At 74.2% G+C, this 21,123-nt stretch carries 25 protein-coding genes; 13 read left to right on the top strand and 12 right to left on the bottom strand.

The genetic code is table 11. From position 1 onward, the window contains the following. Positions 1 to 86: 86 nt before the first annotated feature. From BX286_RS01990 to BX286_RS01970, 5 genes are all read right to left on the bottom strand, one after another. On the bottom strand, positions 87 to 905 hold the full coding sequence (locus BX286_RS01990) for a peptidoglycan recognition family protein (protein ID WP_079431214.1): 819 nt from the start codon (positions 903 to 905) through the stop codon (positions 87 to 89). 172 nt (positions 906 to 1,077) lie between these two features. Next, complete coding sequence (locus BX286_RS01985; protein WP_079431215.1) at positions 1,078 to 1,290, bottom strand: hypothetical protein; 213 nt, start codon at positions 1,288 to 1,290, stop codon at positions 1,078 to 1,080. Then, positions 1,287 to 1,703 (bottom strand): hypothetical protein, encoded by a 417-nt coding sequence (locus BX286_RS01980; RefSeq protein WP_121014402.1) that lies wholly within the window; start codon positions 1,701 to 1,703, stop codon positions 1,287 to 1,289. The genes BX286_RS01985 and BX286_RS01980 overlap by 4 nt, the downstream gene beginning before the upstream one ends. 232 nt (positions 1,704 to 1,935) lie before the next feature. Further along, on the bottom strand, positions 1,936 to 3,387 hold the full coding sequence (locus tag BX286_RS01975; protein ID WP_121014401.1) for a sensor histidine kinase KdpD: 1,452 nt from the start codon (positions 3,385 to 3,387) through the stop codon (positions 1,936 to 1,938). After that, positions 3,384 to 4,085 (bottom strand): response regulator transcription factor, encoded by a 702-nt coding sequence (locus tag BX286_RS01970; protein WP_079431218.1) that lies wholly within the window; start codon positions 4,083 to 4,085, stop codon positions 3,384 to 3,386. Before BX286_RS01970 ends, BX286_RS01975 begins: the two co-directional genes overlap by 4 nt. A gap of 94 nt (positions 4,086 to 4,179) precedes the next feature. On the opposite strand from BX286_RS01970, the gene BX286_RS01965 reads away from it, so the two are divergent. Continuing rightward, positions 4,180 to 4,566, top strand: coding sequence for a VOC family protein (locus BX286_RS01965; RefSeq protein WP_079431219.1), 387 nt, complete (start codon positions 4,180 to 4,182; stop codon positions 4,564 to 4,566). 30 nt (positions 4,567 to 4,596) lie between these two features. On the opposite strand, the gene BX286_RS01960 is transcribed toward BX286_RS01965, so the two are convergent. Next, a complete protein-coding gene (locus BX286_RS01960; protein ID WP_121014400.1) occupies positions 4,597 to 5,778 on the bottom strand; it encodes a winged helix DNA-binding domain-containing protein in 1,182 nt (393 codons plus the stop codon). 205 nt (positions 5,779 to 5,983) lie between these two features. On the opposite strand from BX286_RS01960, the gene BX286_RS01955 reads away from it, so the two are divergent. Then, positions 5,984 to 7,123, top strand: coding sequence for a PP2C family protein-serine/threonine phosphatase (locus BX286_RS01955; RefSeq protein ID WP_261993305.1), 1,140 nt, complete (start codon positions 5,984 to 5,986; stop codon positions 7,121 to 7,123). Here BX286_RS01955 and BX286_RS01950 read toward each other — a convergent pair. Then, positions 7,110 to 7,976 carry a helix-turn-helix transcriptional regulator gene (locus tag BX286_RS01950; protein WP_079431222.1) on the bottom strand — a complete coding sequence of 289 codons (867 nt, stop codon included), beginning with the start codon at positions 7,974 to 7,976 and terminating at the stop codon, positions 7,110 to 7,112. The two genes, BX286_RS01955 and BX286_RS01950, sit on opposite strands and share 14 nt — an antisense overlap. Before the next feature lie 139 nt (positions 7,977 to 8,115). Here BX286_RS01950 and BX286_RS01945 point away from each other — a divergent pair, with 139 nt between their 5' ends. Next, positions 8,116 to 8,895: an NAD(P)H-dependent oxidoreductase gene (locus BX286_RS01945; RefSeq protein WP_079431223.1), complete on the top strand. Its 780-nt coding sequence runs from the start codon at positions 8,116 to 8,118 to the stop codon at positions 8,893 to 8,895. Positions 8,896 to 8,918: 23 nt separating this feature from the next. On the opposite strand, the gene BX286_RS01940 is transcribed toward BX286_RS01945, so the two are convergent. Beyond that, entirely contained in the window at positions 8,919 to 9,935 is a 1,017-nt protein-coding gene (locus tag BX286_RS01940; protein WP_100862139.1) for a polysaccharide deacetylase family protein, read from the bottom strand. 213 nt (positions 9,936 to 10,148) lie between these two features. On the opposite strand from BX286_RS01940, the gene BX286_RS01935 reads away from it, so the two are divergent. Next, positions 10,149 to 11,774 (top strand): putative glycoside hydrolase, encoded by a 1,626-nt coding sequence (locus BX286_RS01935; protein WP_100862138.1) that lies wholly within the window; start codon positions 10,149 to 10,151, stop codon positions 11,772 to 11,774. Positions 11,775 to 11,859: 85 nt separating this feature from the next. On the opposite strand, the gene BX286_RS01930 is transcribed toward BX286_RS01935, so the two are convergent. Then, positions 11,860 to 12,648 (bottom strand): SDR family oxidoreductase, encoded by a 789-nt coding sequence (locus BX286_RS01930; RefSeq protein ID WP_079431225.1) that lies wholly within the window; start codon positions 12,646 to 12,648, stop codon positions 11,860 to 11,862. Between the two features lie 102 nt (positions 12,649 to 12,750). On the opposite strand from BX286_RS01930, the gene BX286_RS01925 reads away from it, so the two are divergent. Together BX286_RS01925 and BX286_RS01920 are read left to right on the top strand one after the other, a co-directional pair. Beyond that, the gene (locus BX286_RS01925; RefSeq protein ID WP_079431226.1) at positions 12,751 to 13,347 is read left to right on the top strand and encodes a TetR/AcrR family transcriptional regulator; all 597 of its coding nucleotides are present in this window, start codon (positions 12,751 to 12,753) and stop codon (positions 13,345 to 13,347) included. Between the two features lie 117 nt (positions 13,348 to 13,464). Continuing rightward, on the top strand, positions 13,465 to 13,839 hold the full coding sequence (locus tag BX286_RS01920; protein ID WP_100862137.1) for a hypothetical protein: 375 nt from the start codon (positions 13,465 to 13,467) through the stop codon (positions 13,837 to 13,839). Here the strand turns inward: BX286_RS01920 and BX286_RS36970 are convergent, their stop codons facing one another. After that, positions 13,840 to 14,034, bottom strand: coding sequence for an EamA family transporter (locus tag BX286_RS36970; RefSeq protein WP_398898872.1), 195 nt, complete (start codon positions 14,032 to 14,034; stop codon positions 13,840 to 13,842). Positions 14,035 to 14,159: 125 nt separating this feature from the next. Between BX286_RS36970 and BX286_RS01910 the strand changes: the two genes are divergently transcribed. Continuing rightward, positions 14,160 to 14,675 (top strand): SIS domain-containing protein, encoded by a 516-nt coding sequence (locus tag BX286_RS01910; RefSeq protein ID WP_261993304.1) that lies wholly within the window; start codon positions 14,160 to 14,162, stop codon positions 14,673 to 14,675. Between the two features lie 36 nt (positions 14,676 to 14,711). On the opposite strand, the gene BX286_RS36340 is transcribed toward BX286_RS01910, so the two are convergent. After that, the gene (locus BX286_RS36340; RefSeq protein ID WP_261993303.1) at positions 14,712 to 15,521 is read right to left on the bottom strand and encodes a peptidoglycan-binding protein; all 810 of its coding nucleotides are present in this window, start codon (positions 15,519 to 15,521) and stop codon (positions 14,712 to 14,714) included. A 413-nt stretch (positions 15,522 to 15,934) separates the two neighbouring features. Here BX286_RS36340 and BX286_RS01900 point away from each other — a divergent pair, with 413 nt between their 5' ends. From BX286_RS01900 to BX286_RS01885, 4 genes are all read left to right on the top strand, one after another. Beyond that, positions 15,935 to 16,192, top strand: coding sequence for a DUF6400 family protein (locus tag BX286_RS01900; protein ID WP_079431229.1), 258 nt, complete (start codon positions 15,935 to 15,937; stop codon positions 16,190 to 16,192). After that, a complete protein-coding gene (locus tag BX286_RS01895; protein WP_079431230.1) occupies positions 16,179 to 16,448 on the top strand; it encodes a hypothetical protein in 270 nt (89 codons plus the stop codon). The genes BX286_RS01900 and BX286_RS01895 overlap by 14 nt, the downstream gene beginning before the upstream one ends. 429 nt (positions 16,449 to 16,877) lie before the next feature. Further along, positions 16,878 to 17,282 carry a transglycosylase SLT domain-containing protein gene (locus BX286_RS01890; protein ID WP_237292811.1) on the top strand — a complete coding sequence of 135 codons (405 nt, stop codon included), beginning with the start codon at positions 16,878 to 16,880 and terminating at the stop codon, positions 17,280 to 17,282. 159 nt (positions 17,283 to 17,441) lie between these two features. Beyond that, positions 17,442 to 18,005 carry a dihydrofolate reductase family protein gene (locus BX286_RS01885; protein ID WP_079431232.1) on the top strand — a complete coding sequence of 188 codons (564 nt, stop codon included), beginning with the start codon at positions 17,442 to 17,444 and terminating at the stop codon, positions 18,003 to 18,005. Between the two features lie 66 nt (positions 18,006 to 18,071). Here the strand turns inward: BX286_RS01885 and BX286_RS01880 are convergent, their stop codons facing one another. Continuing rightward, positions 18,072 to 18,734 (bottom strand): deoxynucleoside kinase, encoded by a 663-nt coding sequence (locus tag BX286_RS01880; RefSeq protein WP_079431233.1) that lies wholly within the window; start codon positions 18,732 to 18,734, stop codon positions 18,072 to 18,074. A 432-nt stretch (positions 18,735 to 19,166) separates the two neighbouring features. Between BX286_RS01880 and BX286_RS01875 the strand changes: the two genes are divergently transcribed. Together BX286_RS01875 and BX286_RS01870 are read left to right on the top strand one after the other, a co-directional pair. Then, the gene (locus BX286_RS01875; protein ID WP_100862135.1) at positions 19,167 to 19,418 is read left to right on the top strand and encodes a hypothetical protein; all 252 of its coding nucleotides are present in this window, start codon (positions 19,167 to 19,169) and stop codon (positions 19,416 to 19,418) included. A 138-nt stretch (positions 19,419 to 19,556) separates the two neighbouring features. Then, the gene (locus BX286_RS01870; protein WP_398898075.1) at positions 19,557 to 21,116 is read left to right on the top strand and encodes an AMP-binding protein; all 1,560 of its coding nucleotides are present in this window, start codon (positions 19,557 to 19,559) and stop codon (positions 21,114 to 21,116) included. The last annotated feature ends 7 nt before the right edge of the window (positions 21,117 to 21,123 follow it).

Below are 21,123 nucleotides of genomic sequence, written 5' to 3'. Positions count from 1 at the left end.
TCGCCAGATCAGTTCGGCCAGCCACCGCGGCCGAAGCGCGGTCATGTCAGCCCGCCCGGGGGGCGGTTGTCCGCGCGGCCGGGCGGTCAGTGGCGGCGTGCCGGGTCGAGCAGACCCTCGGGCAGGTATTCGGAGAGGGCGCGCGCCACGGCCTGCGGGTCCGTGGCCCAGTCGGCCGGGAGGTGCTCCGACCAGTGCGGCAGCGGCACCTGCCGGTCGTCACCGAGCCGCCGGGCCACGTCCTGGCGCAGCTTCGGCAGCATCGCGTACAGCTTGTCGCCGGGGCAGGCCGTGCTGTTGAAGTCCCGGTGCCCGTAGATCTCCGAGGCGCCGATGCCGTACTGGCGGCAGACGTGGGCGCACAGGTCGGCCAGGGCGGAGAACTGCGCCGCCGGCGGCTCCTCCGTCATGTACGTGCCCTCGTTCTCGATCCCGACGGCCACGCTGTTCTGCCCCACGCAGTGGGCGCCCCGCACCAGTTGCTCCCCGGAGTCCAGTGCGGCCAGGCTCTGGTGGCGGCCCTCCAGGACGAAGGCGCCCCGGCTGACGGTGAAGTGCTGACCGGTGTCGATCCAGCCCTGCATGTCCATGTGGTACGTCTGGATGGCACGGGCCAGCGCGTGCGCCCGCTCCCGGGAGTAGTCCGAGACGTTCGCCGTGGCGGTGTGGTGGATGATGATCCGGTCGGGCCGGGTGGCGAGGACCACGACGTCCTCGGAGGCCTCCCGGGCTCCCCACCCGGCGCACCCGGTGATCTCCGGCGCCGTGACGCCCTTCCGGCCCCCGGACTCCCCGCCGTTGGCGGCGGCGCGCGCCGCGGAGGGCAGCAGCGTGGCGGATCCGAGGGTCAGCGCGGCGAGGAAAACGCCGCGGCGGGAGATCCGGGTGAACGGGGTGGAGGTCATGGAGCCGCCTGTTCCGGTGGGGGACGGGCACCCATGGAAAAGGACCGGGCCGTCCGGGGCACGCAGGCGCTCCGAGGGCCGCCCGGATGGATCCCTTTCGGGGGAAGCGGGTCCGCCACGCGCCGACGGCCCGCCCGGGGAGGCCGGGCGGGCCGTCGGCGCGGAGGGCCGGTCAGTTGTTCTGCGAGGCGTCCCCGTCCGCCTGAGCGGCCGCGCTCTCGGCGGCGTCCAGCTTCGCCTGCATGTCCGCGGCCTGGTCGTCCGCCCCCGCCGACTGCCCGGCCTTCGGACGGGCGTCCGCGCCGCCGCCGCATCCGGTCAGCAGCAGGACGGCCCCGGCGGCCAGGGCGGCGAGGGCGGCGGCGCCGCGGCGGGCGGAGCTCACTTGGACCCCTGCGCGGTGCACCAGGTGGAGACGGCCTTCAGGTCCTCCTGGCGCTTCTGGAGGGTCGGCACCAGGCCCTTGCGGAAGGTCAGACGGTCGTTCAGGTAGTTCTGGACCTCGGTGTGGCCGGCGTTCTTGGCCTCGTTGACGCGCTGCTCCAGGCGGGCGATCGAACCCGGGACGGTGGCGTCGCCGTTCAGCCGGGTCAGGGCCGTGCTGATCCGGGACTCGGTCTTCGGCAGGCGCTTGCAGATCGACTTGGCGCCGTCGCCCTTCGGCGCCGGCTTCGAGGCCTTCGCCGACGGGGCCGGGCTCGGCGCCGTGGAGTCGGCCTGCGCGGGGCCGGCGGACAGCAGCGCACCGGCCAGGGCGACGGCGCCGATCGCGGCGGAGGTCCTACGGTTCACGAACATGGTGGTATCCCCTTCGGTGCGACGGGCCGGGGCGTGGGCGCGCCGGCCGGACAGGACGCTAGGGAGCCTTTTTGTGGATTCCTTGTGACCGGCGCACCGGCCGTCCGGCGCCCCGCGCGGCCGCGGCCGCGGGCCGCCCCGCATCCCCACGCGGCCGCGCCCGCCGGCCGCCCCCCCACGCGTGGCCGTGCCCGCGGGCCGCCCCGGGCCCGGTCGGCCGGTCCGTGCCCCGTCAGCGGCCCCGGGAGATCCAGTCGCGCCGTGCGGGCAGCCGTAGCGTCGGCTCGTCCCGCGAGACCAGCGGGAGCCGCACCTCGAAGCGCGCGCCCGGCCCGCCGGGCACGTCGCCGAGGGTGACCGTGCCCCGGTGCAGCGCCGCCTGCTGGGCCACCAGCGTGAGCCCCAGCCCGGAGCCCGGGCTGCCGGGCCGGTGGTGGAACCGGCCGAACACGGCGTCGCGTTCGCCGGGCGGCACACCGGGCCCCTCGTCGTCCACCGTCAGCACGGCGAAGCCGCCCTGGGCGCGCAGCCGGACGGTGACCCGGGGCGGCTCGCCCGGCCGGCGGCCGTGCACCACCGCGTTGCGCAGCAGGTTGTCGAGCATGATCTTCAGACCGGAGTCCCAGCCGAAGACCCGCAGCTCCGGCGGCAGCTCCACGTCCAGGACCAGCCCCGAGCCGGCGTGCCGGCGCGCCGCCTCGCCGGCGGCCGCGTCCACCAGCTCGCACAGGTCGGTGGGGGCGAAGGCGGAGACCTCCACCAGATCGCCCAGCGCCAGCATCCGCAGCGCGCCCAGCAGTTCGAGCAGCCGGGCGTGGTCGCCGCGCAGGTCCCGCACCACCTCGGCCCGTTCACCGGGGGAGAGGTCGGGGTGGGCGGCGAGCACGTCCAGGTCCGTCTGCATGCTCATCAGCGGCGTCCGCAGCTCGTGCGAGGCGGCGGAGGAGAAGGACCGGGCGGTCTCCAGCGCCTGCGCGGTCCGCGCGGCCTGCTCGTCGTAGCGGGTCAGGAGCTGGCCGATGGCCGCGGACAGCTCGTCCACCTCCGCGATGTTCACCGGCGTCCCGGCGAACGCCCCCGCCCCGGCCGCCGGGTCGAGGGCGGCGGCCCGTCGGCTCAGGCTCCGTACGGAGGCGGTCGCCCGCCCCGCCAGCCCGTACGCCAGGAGCCCGGACACGGGGGCCGCCAGCAGGGCCACCAGCAGCACCCGCCGCCGCACGGCGGCCACCTGCGGATCGGTGCTCGACGCCGGAGTGTAGATCCACAGGTTCCCGGGCGCGGGGCCGGTCACCGGCACGCTCAGCACCCGCCAGGCGTGCCCCTTGGCGCGGACCGTGACCGGCCCGTCCGGGGTCCGGTCCGGCAGCCGCACCGCCGCATCGGGCTGCGGACCGCCCTCCAGCACGGTCGTCCCGTCCACGCCGCGGACCCGGATCCCCGCGTCGAGGGCGTCCCCGAGCACCTTGCGGTGCTGGTTCTGCTCCGCCTTCGGCCTGCCGCCCCGGTCGGCGGCCAGCAGGGCCCGGGCGTCGGGCAGCACGGCCGAGGCCCGGTCCTGCAGCCGCGCGTCCTGCTGCTGGCGCAGGTCGCGGCTGACGAGCCCGAGCACCAGCAGGCCCGCGGCCAGCACCAGCAACGGCATGACCACGGTCACCGACAGCGCGATCCGGGTGGCGAGCTTCACGATCCGCTCCCCGCCCCGGGCACCCGCAGCACGAAGCCGACACCGCGCACCGTGTGGATCAGCCGTGGCCGTCCGCCCTCCTCCAGCTTGCGGCGCAGATAGCTGACGAAGGTGTCGACCGCGTCGGTGCGCACCTCGAAGTCGTAGCCCCACACCCGGTCCAGCAGCTGGTCCCGGGTCAGGACGATGCCCGCGTTGCGCACCAGGGCGGCCAGCAGCTCGAACTCCCGGCGGGTGAGGTGCACCTCCGCACCGCCGTGGTGCACCTGCCGGGTCGCCTGGTCCATCTCCAGCGGCCCGGCGCGCAGCACGTCGCGCCCGCCGCGCGCCGGGCTGCGCCGCAGCAGGGCGTGCAGGCGCAGCACCAGTTCCTCCAGCGCGAAGGGCTTGACGAGGTAGTCGTCGGCTCCCGCCTGCAGGCCGGCCACCCGGTCGGCCAGCTCGTCCAGGGCCGACAGCATCAGCACGGGGGTCTCGTCGCCGCGCGCCCGCAGGCTCCGGCACACCTCGGTTCCGGTCAGCCCCGGCATGGACACATCCAGGACGAGCACGTCGGGCGTCCTGGCGCCGACCTGTGCGAGGGCGCCGGGCCCGTCCTCGGCGAGGACCACCGTGAATCCGCTCAGCCGCAGCCCGCGCTCCAGCGACCGCCGGATGGCGGCGTCGTCGTCCGCCACGAGTACCACCGCCGTGTTCATCGCGCCTCCCGTCACCGTCCCCGCTCGGACCGGGCACCGACTTTCTCACAGGAGTGCGCACCGCTCGGACGCGGGTGTGCGGCACAGTGGGTCCATGGTTCACGTACTGGGCAGCAGGATCCTGCTCCGTCCCACCGATCCCGAGCGCTCGCGCGCCTTCTACGGCGCCACCCTCGGCCTCGCGGTCCACCGCGAGTTCGGGACCGGCCCCGAGCGGGGCACGGTCTACTTCCTCGGCGGCGGGTTCCTGGAGGTCTCGGGCCGCGCCGACGCCCCGCCCGCGCCCGGACTGCGGCTGTGGCTCCAGGTGGAGGACGTGGAGGCGGCCCACCGTGAGCTGCGGGAACGGGGCGCCGAGGTACTGCGGCCGCCCCTGCGCGAGCCCTGGGGGCTGATCGAGATGTGGATCGCGGACCCCGACGGCGTACGCATCGCCGTCGTGGAGGTGCCGGCGGACCACCCCCTGCGCTTCCGCCCCTGACCCCCGGCCGGATCCCTGCCGCCCCGCGGGTCAGTCCCCGTCCGCGAGGCGCCGTTCCAGCGGGGTGCGGAAGCTGGGGCGGATGCGGGTCTCGCCGAAGAAGGCGGTCAGCCGCTCCGCCTCGGCGGCGACCGCCCGCTCGGTCTCGCGGCCGGTGCGGACGCCCGGCAGCAGCCGGGTGACGATCTCGCCGTCCGGGCGCTGGGCCCAGCCGCCGACGATCCGGCCGTCCCACCACACGGTGGGGCCGACGTTGCCGTACCGGTCGAACAGCTCGGGGACGTGGGCGGGGTCGAGGTACCAGTCGCGGTGCCGCCAGCCCATCGGGGTCGGGTCGAGCGCGGGCAGCAGGGCCGCGCCCGGCCGGCCGGCCGCGTGGGCCTCGACGTGCTCGGGCAGGGCGTGGCCCGGGCCGCAGGTCAGCTCCGCCTCGACGGCGCGGGTACGGGCGAGGGCCTTGCGGGTGTCGGTCAGGGTCCAGCCGGTCCACCACCGCAGGTCCTCGGTGGTGACGGGCCCGAAGGCGCTGAGGTAGGCGGTCGCCAGGTCGGCCCGGGCCTGCTCGGCGGGGAGCTCGTCATGGGGTTCGGCGAGCATCCAGCGGAACTGGGAGGAGGCCCAGGTGCCCAGCGGACGGCCGCGGCGGATCCGGCCCTCGGCGGCCAGGACCGACAGGACGCGGCTGGTCAGGCGCGGCCTGGACTCGTACGGCTTGCCCGGCGCCATGACGATCTGCTCGCGCAGCCGGGGCACGGCCGCGGCGAGCTGGGCGGCGGAGGCCTCGCCGCGCCCGGCGAGCGCGGCGAGGACGGCCTCCTCGGTGGCCGCGAGCCAGTGCGCGTCATGGCCGAGCTGTTCGCCCAGCACCTTGAGGAGGTTGCGGCGTTCCCGGGCGGCGACGGCACGCGCGGTGGAGGCGTCGACCACGGGGGCCAGGGCGCGCGGCACGACGAACATGGTGCGGCGCATGCACAGCATCCGCACCAGGGTGTGGTCGGTGTACAGGGCCCGCTCCACCTCGGCCGCCGACGGGGTGACCAGGCGGGCGGCGAGGCTCAGGTGGACGGTGGCGGCGTCCGTGGCGTGCAGGGCGACCAGCGCGTCGGCGACCTGCTCGGGCGTCTCGGCCCGCAGCGCCGGGGTGAGCCGGTGGCGGGCGGTGAGCAGGCTCCGGCGGTGCTCGTCGGTGATCTTCGGCCGGGCGGGGGTCATGGCGGGTGCCGGGCGGCCTGGGGTCTGTCGTCGAAGTCCCGTCGTCGCCCGGGGCGGACGGGACTTTGACGACAGGCCCCAGGTGCCGCCGTGGGCCCTCCCCTCGTTCGCAGTGGACGGACGATGTGACGAAGGGTAGTCGTCCGGGCGGCCGGGGCGGGTCCGTCAGAGCGCTATGCCCGTATTGCCCGGATATCCTGGCAGGGTGATCGAGTCCGGACGGCCGCGGCTCCCCCGGCGCTACGGTCGGGGGAGCCTCGTGCGGCTGTCGCCGGTCATCCTGACCGTCGTGATCGCCGGCCTGGCCTACGCCACGCCGCCGGAGATGGCCTTCAGCCGGCTCCTCCCCGCGGCGCCGGCCCTGGCCGCCGCCATGTGGCCGGTCCTGCCCACCGTCCTGCTCGGGACGGTCTGCCTCGTGCTGATGATCGGCCTCAGCCTCGTCTTCCCCGACCTCGGGACGTGGTGGACCGCCGCCGGGATCATCGCCGTCACCGTGGCCGCCGCCTACGGCAGCCACCTGCGGCTCCAGCGGGAGCGCACCCTCTTCCAGGTGCGGCTCGTGGCCGACGCGGCCCAGCAGGTGGTGCTCAGCCCCCTGCCCCGCCGCCTGGGCGACGTCGAGATCGAGTCGCTGTACCTCGCGGCCGCGGCCGAGGCCCGCATCGGCGGGGACTTCTACGAGGTGGTCGACACCCCGTACGGGGTCAGGCTGCTCATCGGCGACGTCCGGGGCAAGGGCCTGCCGGCCGTCGGAGCGGCCGCGGCGATCGTGAACGCCTTCCGGGAGGCGGCCTACGACGAGGCCGGCCTGGTCGACGTCGCACGCAGACTGGACGCCAGCAGCACCCGCTACAACGCCGCCTTTCCCCCCGACGGGCCGATGGAGCGGTTCGCCACCGCCCTGCTCGCCGAGATCCCGCACCGGGGCGGCAGGATCGACATCCTCAACTGCGGGCACCCGCCCCCGCTGCTCCTGAACGGCAACGGACTGCGCGTCCTCGAATCCGCCACCCCCTCACCCCTGCTCAGCCTCGCGGAACTGCTCGGCGGCCAGTACCACGTGGACACCTTCGGCCTCGAACCCGGCGACCTGCTGCTCCTCTACACCGACGGCATCGCCGAGACCCGCAGCCGCGACGGCGAGTTCTTCCCGCTGGCCTCCTGGATGGGCGGGCAGCCCCCGACCCCGCCCCGCGCACTGCTCACGGCCCTGCACCGCGACCTCCTCCACCACAGCAGGGGCCGCCTCGACGACGACATCGCCGCCCTCGCCGTACGCCTGGGCCGGCCCAGGGAGGCAGCGCCGGCGGCTGACCCGGGGCGGCCCGCTACCGGTCGGTGACGGCCGGGGACCGGGGCTGCGACGGGTCGCCGCCCGCGGGGCTCCCGCCGTCCGCGTCCAGGGCCGCCAGCAGGCGCAGCCCGTCCTCGGCGGGGCTGCCGGGGGGCGCCGAGAGCACCAGGAGCTCCATGCCGGACCCGTCGGGCAGCGCGAAGTTCTCCTGGTGCAGTTCCAGCGGCCCGACCAGCGGGTGCCGGTACGCCCTGCGCCCGTGCGTGCGGGCCCGCACGTCCGCGCGGGCCCACAGGCGGCGGAAGCGTTCGCTGCCCATCGCCAGTTCGCCGACCAGCGAGGCCAGCCGGGGGTCGTCCGGGTGGGTGCCGGCGGCCAGGCGCAGGTGCCCGACGACGTCGAGGGTGCACGACTCCCACTCCGCGTACAGACCGTGCTCGGCCTCCTCGAGGAAGAGGTTGCGGGCGATGTTCAGCGACGGCAGCGGCCGTCCGAAGAGGAGTTCGGCCAGCCGGTTCCCGGCGAGCACGTCCAGCCGGTGGTCCATGACCAGCGCGGGTGCGCCGGTCACCAGCCCCAGCACCCGCAGCAGTTCCGGCCGGACCCGTCCGACCGGGGTCTTCGCCGGCCGGCGGCGCTTCCGGGCGAGCCGGCACAGGTGCCCGCGCTCGGTCTCGTCCAGACCGAGGACGCGGGCGAGCGCGTCGAGGACCTGGTCGGAGGGCTGGGTCGCGCGGCCCTGCTCCAGGCGTACGTAGTAGTCGACGCTGACGCCCGACAGGTGCGCGACCTCCTCGCGGCGCAGCCCCTCGACCCGGCGGCGGCTGTCGGGGGGAATGCCGGCGGCCGCCGGGTCGACCCGGGCGCGCCGGGTCCGCAGGAAGCCCGCGAGATCGTCCATGCGCCCAGTATCGCCGCGCCGCCGCCCCGCGAGGGTGGCCCTGCCAGTACCAGGAAGTCCCGTCCTACGGAAGCGGAGCCCCTGAACGGCGGGCGCCGCAGCACCCAGGATCGAGGGCATCCGATCCGAAGGAGCCGTCATGAAGACGTTGATCGTCCACGCCCACCCCGAGCCGCAGTCGCTCAACAGCGCGCTGAAGGACCTCGCGGTCTCCACTCTGGAGGGCGCGGGCCACGAGGTACGGGTGAGCGACCTGTACGCGATGGGCTGGAAGGCGGTCGTGGACGCCGGGGACTACGGCGTCCACGCCTCGCGCCCGCTGAAGGTGGCCCTGGACTCGGGCCGGGCCTTCGACGCCGGGGCGCTCACCCCCGACGTCCTCGCCGAACAGGAGAAGCTGCTCTGGGCCGACACGGTCATCTTCCAGTTCCCGCTGTGGTGGTACTCCATGCCCGCGATCCTCAAGGGCTGGGTGGACCGGGTGTTCACCTACCGCTTCGCCTACGGAGTCGGCGAGCACAGCGACACCAAGTACGGGGAGCGCTTCGGCGAGGGCACCCTCGCGGGCCGCAGGGCCCTGCTGTCGGTGACCACCGGCGGTCCGCAGCCGCACTACGCCGCCCGCGGGATCAACGGCCCCATCGAGGACCTGCTGTTCCCGATTCACCACGGGATCCTCTACTACCCGGGCATCGACGTGCTGCCGCCGTTCGTCCTGTACGGCACGGACCGGATGACCGACGAGGAGTACCCGGCCGTCGCCAAGGCCTGGGAGGAGCGCCTGCTCACCCTGGAGACGACCGAGCCGATCGCCTTCCGGCGGCAGAACTCCGGCGACTACGAGATCCCCTCCCTGCACCTGAAGGAGGGGCTGGAGCCCGCGGGACGCACCGGATTCGGGCTGCACGTCCGGGGCTGAACGGCGGCCGCGCGGGGCGGGTCTCAGTACGGCCGGGCCCGCTGCGCGAAGGCGGGCGCGAGCTCGCCCTGCGCGGCGCGCGGGAAGGAGACGGTGGCCGGGTCGCCGTCCGAGACGTACCGGCTGCCGCCCGCGGCGAGCTTGTCCAGCCAGCGCGAGGAACCGAACTCGGCGTCCTCGTCCTTGGGGCCCGCCGAACGGATCCGGGGGATGGCGCCGGGGGTGAAGGCCTTCGCGAACGGCGAGACCGACGGGTTGGCCCCCACGAGGTACACCCCGTCGTAGCGGTAGCCCGGCCCCCGCGCGGCGATCCCGGCCGGCTCGGGCATGGCGCCGAAGGGCAGGGCGAGCGAGGTGACCCGTGTCCCGGGCGCGGCCTGCTCGATCGCCCGCTGGCCGGCCGAGATCGCCCGCTCGGCGCCCGCCCGGTCCAGGGAACGCAGGTTCTCGTGCCGGTCGGTGTGGTTGGCGACCTCGTAGCCGTGGTCCTTCAGCCAGGTCAGGGCCTTGGCGGAGCCCGTGGCCGAGAAGGCGTCCGCGTTGACGAAGAAGGTCGCCACCGGCTTGAACGCCGGGTGCTTCTTCGCCGTCTCCGCCAGGATGGCGACGGCGGTGTCCGGCGCCGGGGCGCCGTCCGCGCCCAGCCGCACCTGGCTGTTGGTCGAGTCGTCGAAGGTGAGGACCACCGGGTGCGCGCCGGCCGGGATGTCGATGTGACCCGTCTGGAAGTCCCGGGCGGTCACCGGCACGTAGTCCTCCCGCGCGAGCCGCTCCAGCTCGGCCCGGAAGTCGGCCGGGGTGCGGTCGTAGACGCTGGCCGGCTTCTCGGTGAGCTGGTGGTACATCAGCACCGGCACCTGTCCGAGTTCGTTGGCGCCGACCTCGGCAGCGCTCTTGGGGGCGACGACGGGAGCGGCCGCCGCCGGGGACGCGGCGGCGGGGGGCCGCCCGGCGGCCGGTGAGGAGCCGGTGGAACAGCCGGTGGCGAGCAGGGCGGCGGCGCCGGCCAGGGCGCCGAGCGGGACGAGGGGGTGGCGCATCGGGAGCCTCTCCAGGGCGAAGGTGTCCTGCCATGCCTACCGGCCCCGGGAGCCCGCATACCGCACTGTCCCCTGCATGGCGTAGCCGCCGCGCCGGAGCCCTTCGCGGCCGTTCGTGTGAAATGTCGGCGGAACGAGGCGGCCGGGCCGCACAGCGGAAATGAATGGAGGCAACATCCGGCCCCATCAGCCCCCGGCACGAAGGACGTCATGATGTCCCGCACCCGCATACCCCGCTCCGGCCGCTCCTCCCGCCTCCGCCGCCCGGCCCGCCGGCGCGCCCTCATAGCGACGACCGGGGCGCTCGCGCTGGCCGGTGCGGGCTTCGGGGCCTGGACCTTCCTCGCCCCCGGACCCGGCATCGAGGGCGTCAGCGACGGCGCCGTCCTCGGCGGCCGCGCGGCCGCCCAGGTCAGCGCCTACCTCGCCGCGGGCGCGCCCGGCGGCGGGAACGGACTGCACGCCACCCTGGACGGTGCGGCGGTCCCCCTCACCCCCGAGGGCGCCCGGCTGAGACTCGGCCTCCCGCCCCTCAAGGAAGGCCCCCACACCCTGGTGGTGGACGGTGCCGGCAGCCTGCCCTTCGCCTCGCACCGCAGGGTCGTGGGCTTCAGCGTGGACACCACCCCGCCCGAACTGAAGGTGGCCGACCCCCAGATCAAGGACCCGGCCGCCCCCGTGGCCGTCACGGGCAGCGCCTCCACCGACGCAGAGGTCACCGTCAACGGCAAGAAGATCACCCTCGACAAGACCGGAGCCTTCCGGGTCACGCTCCCCAAGGGCACCCCCCTCGTGACGGTCACCGCCGTGGACCGCGCCGGCAACACCACCACCAAGGCCGTCTCCGCCCGCGGGCGCCGCCCGATGATCCGGGCCGCGCACATCACCGCCATCGGCTGGGGCGACGACTCGCTGCGCGGCGGCGTCCTCGCCCTGGTCCGCAGCGGCAAGCTCAACGCGGTCGAACTGGACGTCAAGGACGAGGACGGCGAGGTCGGTTACGCCTCCAAGGTGCCGCTGGCCCGTCAGATCGGCGCGGCCAAGGGCTACTACGACGCCCGCAAGGCGATCGACGAGCTCCACGCCGCCGGGGCCCAGGTCATCGGCCGCATCGTGGCCTTCCGCGACCCCAAGCTCGCCGCCGCCTCCTGGAAGGACGGCAAGTCCGACCAGCTCGTGCTGACCCCGTCCGGACAGCCCTACGACGGCGGCCACTACGGGGCCCTGTCCTTCACCAACTTCGCGAACCCCGTGGTCCGCAAGTACAACCAGGACCTGGCCGTCGAGGCGGCCGGACTCGGCTTCGACGACATCCTCTACGACTACGTGCGCCGCCCGGACGGCCCGCTGACGCAGATGCGCTTCCCCGGCATCGGCGCCGCCACGCCCGAGCAGTCCATCACCTCGTTCGTCGCCGACACCCGCACCGCACTGCGCCCCCAGGCCAAGTACCTCGGCGTCTCGGTCTTCGGGATCGCCGCGACCCGGCCCACCGAGATCGCCCAGGACATCGGGGCGCTGGTGAAGGTCACCGACTACATCGCGCCGATGGTCTACCCGTCCCACTGGGCGCCGGGGGAGTACGGCGTCGCGCAGCCCGACACCTCCCCGTACGCGATCGTGCAGCGTTCGCTCGCCGACTTCGCCCGCCTGGCCAAGGGGACGCAGACCGAGATCGTCCCGTGGCTCCAGGACTTCTCGATGGGCAGCAGCTACGGGCCGGCCGAGGTGGCGGCGCAGATCAAGGCCGCCGAGGCCAACAAGATGGAGTCCTTCATCCTCTGGAACGCGGGCGCCCGCTACCAGGGAGCGGCGCTCCAGCAGATCACCGCGCACTGACGGCCCCGGCCGCCCTCCCGCCGCGGAGGAACGGCCGGCCGCGGACGAGGCGGGCCCCCGGTTTCCGGGGGCCCGCCGGCGCGCGTCAGGCCTTCAGGATCCGCCCCGACACCGCCAGGGTGAGGCGCCGGGGCGTCAGGGCGGCGGCGACGGCGGAGACGCGGTTGGCCAGGCCCGCGACGATGCTGGGCGGCGTCGTGCTCCGCTCCAGCGCGCGGCGTGCCGCCGTCACCACCTGCTCGGGGGTGGCCATCCGGCCGACCGCCGCGTCCCGGCTGCCGACGACGTCGAAGAACTCGGTGCTGACCGGCCCCGGCGACACGGCGAGCACCCGCAGGGGGGAGTGCCGGGTCTCGTAGGCGACGGCCTCGGTGAAGCTCAGGACGAAGGCCTTGGTCGCGCCGTACACCGCCATCGCCGGGGTCGGCTGGTACGCCGCCGCGCTCGCGACGGTGACCAGGGCGCCCCGGCCGTCGGCCGCGAGGCCGGGCAGGAACTCCCGGGTGAGCTCGGTGACGGCCACGACGTTCAGCTGGATCATCTCGTTGATCTGCGCGGGATCCTGCCGGGCGAAGGGCCCGTGGCTGCCGAAGCCGGCGTTGTTCACCAGCGTCTGGACGGCGATCCCGCGGGCGTCGAGCTCCGCGCGCAGTGCCGCGGCGGCGCCGGGCAGGGCGAGGTCGGCGGCGACCACGTGGGCCGTGACCCCGTAGCGCTTCTCCAGCTGCGCCGCGAGCCCTTCGAGCCGGTCGAGCCGGCGGGCGACGAGGACGAGGTCCGCTCCGCGCTCGGCCCACTGGCGGGCGAACTCGACACCGAGGCCCGCGCTCGCCCCGGTGATCAGGGCCACGGTTCCCTGGTATGTCATAGGCATCGTCGGCTGCTCCGTTTCCACGTGTCGAAGGAACTCGAATGTAGGCGGCGCCATCATTGTAGTCAATGACAACATGACACCATCAGGAAAGGGGAGCCCGCCTTGACCGAGGGGCCCTACCACCACGGCAACCTCAGGGCCGCCCTGCTGGAGCGCGCGGAGACCGTCCTGGCCGAGTCGGGCGCGGACGGCCTGTCCCTGCGCGCCCTGGCCCGCGACCTCGGCGTGAGCCACGCCGCGCCGTCCCGCCACTTCCGCGACCGGCAGGCCCTGCTCGACGCCCTCGCCGTCAGCGGCTTCACCCGGCTGAACGAGCGCCTGCGCGGGGCCGCCGAGGCGCCCGGGCCGGTACCGGCGCGCCTGGCGGCCCTGGGCCGGGCGTACGTGGAGTTCGCCGTCGCCCACGCGCCCCTGCTGGACCTGATGTTCAGCGCCAAGCACGCCGAGGACTCCAGCGCCGAACTCAGGGAACTGGGCCACCGCAGCCTCGACACCACCGCCGGACTCATCGCCCGGGCCCAGGCGGAGGGCGTCGTCCGCCCGGGAGACCCGGTCCGCCTCGCCCAGGTCGCCTTCTCCACCGTCCACGGCCTGGCCACCCTGGCCGTGGGCTCCCTCCTCGACGACACCCCCCTGGAGGAGGCGACCGACCTGGCCCTGGACGTCCTGCTGACCGGCCTGGGGAGCCCCCGCCGGTAGTCCGCCGCACTCTCCCGGCCCGGCGGCCGCGGTGGGGAAGCCGGCCCGCCCCGCCGATAATGGCAGCGCCGCGGGCGGTCCCCGGGGCACGCGTCGAGGGAGAGGGGCGAAGGAACGATGACCCTGAAGGAAGGCCGGCGGGTGAGGCTCACCGTGGACATCGGGCTGGCCGAGGCGGTCGCGCGGCCGGGGGACGCCGTCGTCGGTTTCCTGTCCCTGGCGGCGGGCACCGAGGGCACCGTCGAGCGGGTGGACGGTCAGCGGCCCCCGAGCCACGCGGTCCTCGAGTACGAGCGCCTGAAAGCGCTGCTCGGCGACTACGGCCACACGATGCCCGCCCAGAGCAGGAAGCGGCTGGAGGACGAGGTCGCCGCCCTGGAAGCGGAGTGGACCGCCTTCCACGGGGAGGGGAGCCGGGTCACGGTCCGCGTCCGCTTCGACAACGGGTTCGTCCTCGACGGGGCCCACGAGGACGTCCTCGTCCCCGCCTGATCAGCCGGCGGCGAGCTGGAGCACGGCGATGCCCGCCAGGACGGCGAGGCTGGCGGTGATGCGCCGGTGCCCGAGCCGCTCACGGAATACGACCGCCCCGATCAGGGCGCCGAAGACGATGCTGGTCTCCCGCAGGGCGGCGATCGTGGAGAGGTCGCCGCGGGACTGCGCCCAGACGACCAGCCCGTACGCCAGCAGCGAGAGCAGCCCGCCCGCCAGACCGCGGCCCCACAGCGGGCGCAGCGTGGCGAGCAGGGCGGGACCCGGCCGCCCGCGCCCTGGGCGACACGGTCCGCGCGGCCCGGGAGGCGCTGGACGGCGTGGCGGTGACGGTGACCCCGGAGCGGCTGCGCACCGCGGCCGGACTGGTCGGCGCGGCCCCCCGGGTCCTGGTGGTCGGAGCGGGACTGTCCGGCGCGGTCGCGCTGGACGCCGCGTACCGGCTGCGCGCGCTGGGCTTCGCCGTCGACGCACCGGCCGACCCGCTGACCGCCCAGCTGGTCGCCTCGCAGCTGCCGCCCGCCGGGGTCTGCCTGGCCATCAGCCACACGGGCGCCACGCGCAGCACGGTGGACGCCGCCCGGCGCGCGCGGCGGGCCGGGGCCAAGGTCGTCGCCCTCACCAGCTACGCCCGCTCGCCGCTGAGCGAGGCTGGCGACTGCACGCTGGTCGCGGGCGGCCAGGACCTGGTGTTCGGACTCGAGACCGTCGCCAGCCGGCTGGCCCACCTCACGGTGATCGACGCCCTGACCCTCACCCTGCTGGGCCTGCGCGGGGCCCCGGCCGAGGCAGCCCTGCGGCTGTCGGCGGACGTGACGGTCGACCACTCGTACTGACGGGCCGTGCGGTCTGCGGGCCGTCCGCCCCCACCGTCAGTCCTCGACGCGGGGCACCTGGAGCCTGGCCCAGGACGTGGGACCGGGGATCCCGTCGGCGGCGGAGCCGGTGTAGCCGAGCGTGTGCTGCCAGGCCCGGTAGGAGCGGACGTCGCCGGGACCCCAGACGTCGGCGTCCGCCGAGCTCTCGTAGCGGTCGCACCCGACGGCCACGAGCCGGCCGTGCAGGGCGGCGACGACCGGGCTGCACCGGCCGGCGGTGAAGAACCCGGCCCCGGGGAACGGCTCGAAGGCGCCCGCGGGCGGTGACCACCGCCAGGCCGTGACCGCGGGCCCGCCGCGGGGGTCGCCGGGGTCGGCGGTGGGCGGGCACTGCCCGTCGGGGTAGCGGGGGGCGAAGTAGCCGGTGACGTAGCTGCTGCGGCGCGGGTTGGAGTGCGACCAGACGCCGTTGCCCTGGCCGTGGTCCTCGGATCCGGCCTGGATGCTGTTGCCGCCCTTGGTGTACACGGTGTCGGCGTCGAAGCCGGTGACGATCTCGGTGTGGGCGCCGTCGCCGAAGTCGACCCAGGCGCCGACGGAGGGGTACTCGGACCACTGGCCGCGTGCCCTGGCCCACGCGGCGAAGGCGCTCACGTTGTCGACCTTCGGCACGATCGCGTCGAGGCCGGTGTCGTGGTACATGCACCAGTCGAAGATCACGCACCAGGCGACGCCGTTCTCGCCGAACTCCTCGCCCCAGCGCGTGTAGTTGTCCCAGCCGTCCCGGCTGTTCCAGCCTTCGTAGACCTGCTCGGGAACGCTCATGAGGTGGTCGGTGAGCTGCCTCCACTGGGGTGTGCTCATGGGGGGTGCCTCCAGGCGTGAGGGTGTCGCGGACAGCGGTCCCGGCCGTGTCGTGGCGCGGGCGGAGCGGCGGGCGGTGGGCTGCGGGGGAGGGGCCGGGCGGCCGCGCCGGGCGGCGCGTGCCCTGCCGCGGAGCGGCGCGCGGCCGCCCGGGGCGAGGTATCCGGAGCCGTCGGTCCCCCTCAGGCTCCCCGGGATCCGGCCCCGCGATACCGCCCTGAGCTGTCGAAACGATTCGGCTGCATCCGACCGGTGCCGCCGATGCGGAACGCCTGCGCGAACCCCCTGGGCGTCGGCCCGCCGGGCCGCGGACCCCGCGCCCGCCGGCACCCTGACGCCGCCCTCCGGTGGCCTGATGTGACTCCGCGCACCCTCCCTTGACCGGGAAGGAAGGCTTACCTAAGTTCGGCCTCATGTCCTCGCACCACGTCACACCGCCCGAAGAACCGGCCGACTTCTCCGTCGACCTCACCTCGCAGGAGATCCTCCGGCGCGCCCAGGTGATGGCCGCGCTCGGCCCCGACTGGGACCCGCTGGAGGTGCTGAGAGGGGAGGAGGAGGCGTACGACCTGCTCTACTCCGGCCTCGACGCGCAGCAGCAGCGCCTCTACGACGACCTGGTGGCGGCCGGAGTCCTGCCCGTGCGCGGGGGCGGCCGTGCTGCCGCTTGACCCGCAGGCCGACATCGGCCGCCGGGCGTGGGTCCCCTGCCCAGGCTGTGAGGACACCCGGGACTGCGAGCCGTGCGCGGAGCGCCGGACCTGCTCCCGGCACTGGCGCTACCTGCTCTCCAACAAGGGCAGCCTCCTCCACCTCCAGTGCCCCGGCTGCGCCCATGTCTGGACGCACGAGAGCGGATTCGGCGCCACGCGCTCCCTGTGGAGCCGCGTGACCACCGGCCTGCCACGGCCGTCGCGCGAGCCGTAGGGCCGGAAAGCTGCGTTCGACGCGCCCGTTTCCTTCGATTCACCGGCCGGAAGTGGCCCGGGCCACGCACCCGACAGGGTACGAGCGGACACATAACGTGACATCCGGGCCGCTGGGCGGTGAGGCGGCCCACAGGACCCACGTCACATCCGGCCCCGCCTAGTAGCCCCCGCCCCGGCCCCCCGCCCCGCTCCTCACCAGCGGGAACACCCTCACGGCCGGGCCGGGACCTTCCGCCCCGCCCCCGAAGGGCGTTAGTAGCAGGGGGGCGTTGCCAGGGCGGCGGGGGCCTGGCTAACTGGTGTTGTCGCCACGGCGGCCGGGGCGCAGCGCCCCCCGCCCGGTCGAACCCCTCTCCCCCGTGTGAGTGGCTCACGCATGCTCCGGCATGCGCCGCGACCGCCCCTGTTCCCGTCGGAAGGTTCCTCCGTGTCCAACGCCGTCATCCGCCGCATCGCCGCTTCGAAGAAGACCCTCGCCGGTACCGTCCTCGCCCTGGGCGTCGCGGGCTCGATGCTCGCCACCGTCCCCGCGCAGGCCGCCCCGACGAGCGCCAAGGCGATCGCCCAGCAGATGATCAAGGACCCGGCGCAGTTCGCGGCCTTCGACAAGATCGTCACCCACGAGAGCGGCTGGGACTACACCGCCACGAACTCCTCCTCCGGCGCCTACGGCCTGGTCCAGGCCCTCCCCGCGTCGAAGATGTCCTCCGCCGGCTCGGACTGGAAGACCAACCCCGCCACCCAGATCAAGTGGGGCCTGGACTACATGAACGAGCGCTACGGCAGCCCCGTCGGCGCCTGGAACTTCTGGCAGGCCAACCACTGGTACTAAGCCGCCGCACAGGCGCGCAGGCCGGCCACATCGAACGCCCGGCGGGACTTCCCGGCCGGGCCTTTCGGTGTGTCCGGGTGGCGCCGGCGGCCGGCTTCGTGATTGCCTCGCCCTGCGGCCGGGGCACCGCCGCACTCCCCCCGCGAAGGTGGTGGCGCCGTGCTGGTCTACTCCATGGGCGTTTCGGTGGACGGGTTCATCACCGACCGCGAGGGCGGGTTCGAGTGGTCGGTCCCCGACGACGAGCAGTTCCGTGCCCACCTCGAGCAGACGAGCGAACTCGGCGCCTTCCTGTGCGGCCGCAGGCTCTACGAGTGCATGCTCCCCTGGGAGACGGACCCGTCGCTGCGCGAGGACGACCTCAGGTCCGCGTTCGCCGACGTCTGGTGCGCCCTCCCGAAGACCGTCTTCAGCCGCACGCTCGACACCGTCCGGGGCAACGCCCGGCTGGCCCGGCGGCCGGTGGCCGAGGAGGCCGCGGCGGCGCGCGAAGCCACCGGCAAGGACGTCGGGATCGGTGGCGCCGGCCTGGCCGCGGCGGCGATCGGACTGGGCCTCGTCGACGAACTGCGCGTGTTCCGCTACCCGGTCGTCGTCGGCGGCGGCACGCCCTTCCTGCCGCCGGTCCCCGAGGACATCCGGCTGAACCTGCTCGAAACCAGGACCTTCGGCTCCCAGGTGGTCTACGAACGCTACGAACGCGCCCGCGACCACACGCCCTGACCCCACCGGGCCGGGGCGATGGAGTACCCGAATCCTCCGGTCACGAGCCGGAGGCCCGGACCGCCCCTAGAGCGGGCGCTCGCCCGTTGCCAGGGCGTCCTTGACCTCCTGTGCCACGCGGGCCGCGTCCTCCGGGTTGTTCACCACGTCCGTGTGGTTCATGTCGATCACCAGGACCCGGCTGGCCGAGTAGTGCTTGTGCACCCAGTCGTCGTACCCCGACCACAGCGTCCGGTAGTACTCCACGAGGCTCTCGTCCTGCTCGAAATCACGGCCCCGCAGCCCGATGCGGTGCAGCACCGTCTCGAAGTCCGCCTTGAGGTAGACCATCAGGTCCGGCGCCTTGCGGTACGGCAGGCCCTCGATCTCGCGCATCATCTCGTCGAGCAGCCCCTCGTACACCTGCATTTCGAGGGAGCTGATCCGGCCCAGGTCGTGATTGACCTTGGCGAAGTACCAGTCCTCGTAGATGGAGCGGTCGAGGACGTTGTCGCCCTGCTTGTACGCCTCCTTGATCGCGGCGAACCGCGTCTGGAGGAAGTAGAGCTGGAGCAGGAAGGGGTACCGCTTCGCCTGGATCTCCTCGGGGCTCGCCGTGTAGAAGAGCGGCAGGATCGGGTTGTCTTCCACGCTCTCGTAGAAGACCTCGCTGCCCAGCTCCTTGGCGATCAGTTCGGCAACGGTCGTCTTGCCGATCCCGATCATGCCTCCGACGCAGATCACTGGCATACCTCACTTCTCCCTGGGGATCTTCTTTTCGCGGGGCGGGCGGGCTGGGCGCCCCACACCACCGAGACGCCTGTCGGCGGCCACTCGATTCCCCAGGATCTACATGATCAGCTTTGTGGTCCCCGTCCGGACCAAGGCCGCGACGCGGGTCGCCCCCTCGACCGGCCGGACCGACCGTTCCGCAGTTGCCGCATCGGCGGCGGCCACCGCCCCGTGGCCGCTCAGAAGCATAAATCATGGTTCGCCCCCGGCCCGCCAGAGCACCTGCGGGTACGCACCCCCGCCGACCGCCGCGGCGCAACCGGCCCACCTGCCCGGCAAGGTGAACCCGTACCCCGGATGGCGGCGCGGGCGGGCGGCAGCGGTGGCAGGCCGCCGGAGCCCGCACGAGGCTCGTTGCCGGGGCCGAGCGCGAGGGAAGGGCAGCCGCCGATGTCGCGAGCCGAGGAGCAGGGCCTGACCGCGCCCCCGCCGGGGACGCCCGAGCGGCGGCGGAGCCGGGCCGGCCACCTCAAGACGGTGATCACGCGGACCCACCTGCTGCCCGCGTTCCTGGTCCTGACGGTCATGATGGTGGCCTTGTGGCTCATGGGCATGCCCTTCCTCCAGGCCCTGACGATCTCCACCGGGGTGAAGATCGCGGTCGCCCTCCCCGTGTTCCGCCGCCAGGCACCGCAGCCCTGACCCCCCTCGCCGACGACGGCGCGCCCGTCGTCGTAACCGCCCGGCGGACGTGGCTGGATGTCGGCGTCCGGCTTGGGCTTGTGGATCATCGGCCGTTAACCTCCCGCTAGTTGCTCAAGTCAACCAATAGGGATGGGTATGGACGACACCACCGGACGCTTCCACAGCCACGTCGAGGAGATCCTCGACGCCCTGGAGAAGGAACCGGACCGCGAGGCCCTCGTACACCACGACCGGCGCCTGACCGCCGGTGAACTGCGCGGCCTCGTCCACGCCATGGCCCGTGCCCTGCGGTCCCAAGGGGTGGAGCGGGGCCAGACGGTCACCCTCCTCGCCGGCAACCTCCCCGAGACGATCGCGGCCCGCTACGCGGCCGGACTGCTCGGCTGTGCGGTCAACCACCTCTACGCCGGTCTTTCGGCCGAAGTGCACGCCGACATCCTCCGGGACGTCGAGACCCGGGCCCTCATAGTCGACCCCGCCTACGCCGAGCGCGCCGCCGACCTGGCGCGGCGGGTGCCGCTGGAGCGGGTACTGCTCCTCGGCGGGGGCGAGGGTGCCGGCCTCGGCTCCGGCCTCGGCGTCGACCTGCTGGCGCTCGCCGCCGCGGAGTCCGCCGACGCCTTGCAGGGCGCCGCGCTCCCCGAGGACATCTGCACGATCCGCCACACCGGCGGCACCACCGGCCACCCCAAGGCCATCTGCACCACCTTCGGGCAGTGGGTGTCGATCGGCCCCGACTGGTCCGAGGAAGGGCAGGTCAGGACCCTGGTGTGCACCACCCTCGCGCATGCGGCGGGCTTCATGGCGGACAGCACGCTGCACCGCGGCGGCGCCGTGGTCCTGCTGGACGGGTTCGAGCCCGGCGCCGTGCTGGCGGCCGTCGAGCGCGAGCGCATCACCCACACCTTCCTGCTGCCGCCGCTCCTCTACCAGCTGATGGACCACCCCGAGGTCGACCGCACCGACACCTCCAGCCTGCGCATGCTCACCTACGGCGGCTGCGCCTCCTCCCCGGCCCGCCTCGCGGCGGCCGTCCGCCGCTTCGGCCCCGTGCTGAACCAGTTCTACGGCCAGAACGAAGCGGGCGGCATCAGCATGCTCTCCCCCCAGGACCACGATCCCCGGCGCCCGGAGCTGCTGCGGACCGCCGGGAAGATCATGGAAGGCGTCGAGGTCGCCGTCCGCGACCCCGAAGGACGCCACCTGCCGGCCGGCGAGCACGGAGAGATCTGCGTCCGCTCCCCGCACGTGATGAAGGGCTACTGGAAGCAGCCCGGACTCACCGCGGAGGTGCTGCGCGACGGCTGGCTGCACACCGGCGACATCGGGTTCGTCGACGGGGACGGCTACGTCACCATCGTGGACCGGCTCAAGGACATGATCGTGGTGGTGGGCGGCCACGTGTACACGGTGGAACTGGAGGACGTGCTGAACTCCCATCCGCAGGTCCTGCAGAGCGCGGTCCTCGGCGTCCCCGACGCCCACCGCATGGAACGGGTCCACGCCGTCGTCGTCCGCACGCCGGGCGGCGACGTCGGGGAGGAGGAGCTGCGCGCCGTGGTGCGCGAGCGCAAGGGCGCCATGTACGAGCCCGCGAGCATCGTCTTCGTCGACGAGCTCCCCCTGACCGACGCGGGAAAGCCGGACAAGAAACTGCTCCGCAGCCGGGCCGCCGAGCGGGCCGGGCGGGCCTGACGCCTCA

The sequence above is a fragment of the Streptomyces sp. 3211.6 genome, from assembly GCF_003634815.1.
GTDB lineage: Bacteria > Actinomycetota > Actinomycetes > Streptomycetales > Streptomycetaceae > Streptomyces > Streptomyces katrae_A.
The sequence above is the reverse complement of the archived record's forward strand: the minus strand, read 5'-3'. Positions and strand labels throughout refer to the sequence as shown.

What these genes read in the sequence shown, in the direction of transcription:
- BX286_RS01875 (WP_100862135.1), top strand. Translation starts at nt 19,167, where the DNA reads ATGTCGCGAGCCGAGGAGCAGGGCCTGACCGCGCCCCCGCCGGGGACG.
- BX286_RS01930 (WP_079431225.1), bottom strand. Translation starts at nt 12,648, where the DNA reads ATGCCTATGACATACCAGGGAACCGTGGCCCTGATCACCGGGGCGAGC.
- BX286_RS01950 (WP_079431222.1), bottom strand. Translation starts at nt 7,976, where the DNA reads ATGGACGATCTCGCGGGCTTCCTGCGGACCCGGCGCGCCCGGGTCGAC.
- BX286_RS01990 (WP_079431214.1), bottom strand. Translation starts at nt 905, where the DNA reads ATGACCTCCACCCCGTTCACCCGGATCTCCCGCCGCGGCGTTTTCCTC.
- BX286_RS01940 (WP_100862139.1), bottom strand. Translation starts at nt 9,935, where the DNA reads ATGCGCCACCCCCTCGTCCCGCTCGGCGCCCTGGCCGGCGCCGCCGCC.
- BX286_RS01945 (WP_079431223.1), top strand. Translation starts at nt 8,116, where the DNA reads ATGAAGACGTTGATCGTCCACGCCCACCCCGAGCCGCAGTCGCTCAAC.
- BX286_RS01870 (WP_398898075.1), top strand. Translation starts at nt 19,557, where the DNA reads ATGGACGACACCACCGGACGCTTCCACAGCCACGTCGAGGAGATCCTC.
- BX286_RS01980 (WP_121014402.1), bottom strand. Translation starts at nt 1,703, where the DNA reads ATGTTCGTGAACCGTAGGACCTCCGCCGCGATCGGCGCCGTCGCCCTG.
- BX286_RS01935 (WP_100862138.1), top strand. Translation starts at nt 10,149, where the DNA reads ATGTCCCGCACCCGCATACCCCGCTCCGGCCGCTCCTCCCGCCTCCGC.
- BX286_RS01965 (WP_079431219.1), top strand. Translation starts at nt 4,180, where the DNA reads ATGGTTCACGTACTGGGCAGCAGGATCCTGCTCCGTCCCACCGATCCC.
- BX286_RS01900 (WP_079431229.1), top strand. Translation starts at nt 15,935, where the DNA reads ATGTCCTCGCACCACGTCACACCGCCCGAAGAACCGGCCGACTTCTCC.
- BX286_RS01960 (WP_121014400.1), bottom strand. Translation starts at nt 5,778, where the DNA reads ATGACCCCCGCCCGGCCGAAGATCACCGACGAGCACCGCCGGAGCCTG.
- BX286_RS01970 (WP_079431218.1), bottom strand. Translation starts at nt 4,085, where the DNA reads ATGAACACGGCGGTGGTACTCGTGGCGGACGACGACGCCGCCATCCGG.
- BX286_RS36340 (WP_261993303.1), bottom strand. Translation starts at nt 15,521, where the DNA reads ATGAGCACACCCCAGTGGAGGCAGCTCACCGACCACCTCATGAGCGTT.
- BX286_RS01920 (WP_100862137.1), top strand. Translation starts at nt 13,465, where the DNA reads ATGACCCTGAAGGAAGGCCGGCGGGTGAGGCTCACCGTGGACATCGGG.
- BX286_RS01880 (WP_079431233.1), bottom strand. Translation starts at nt 18,734, where the DNA reads ATGCCAGTGATCTGCGTCGGAGGCATGATCGGGATCGGCAAGACGACC.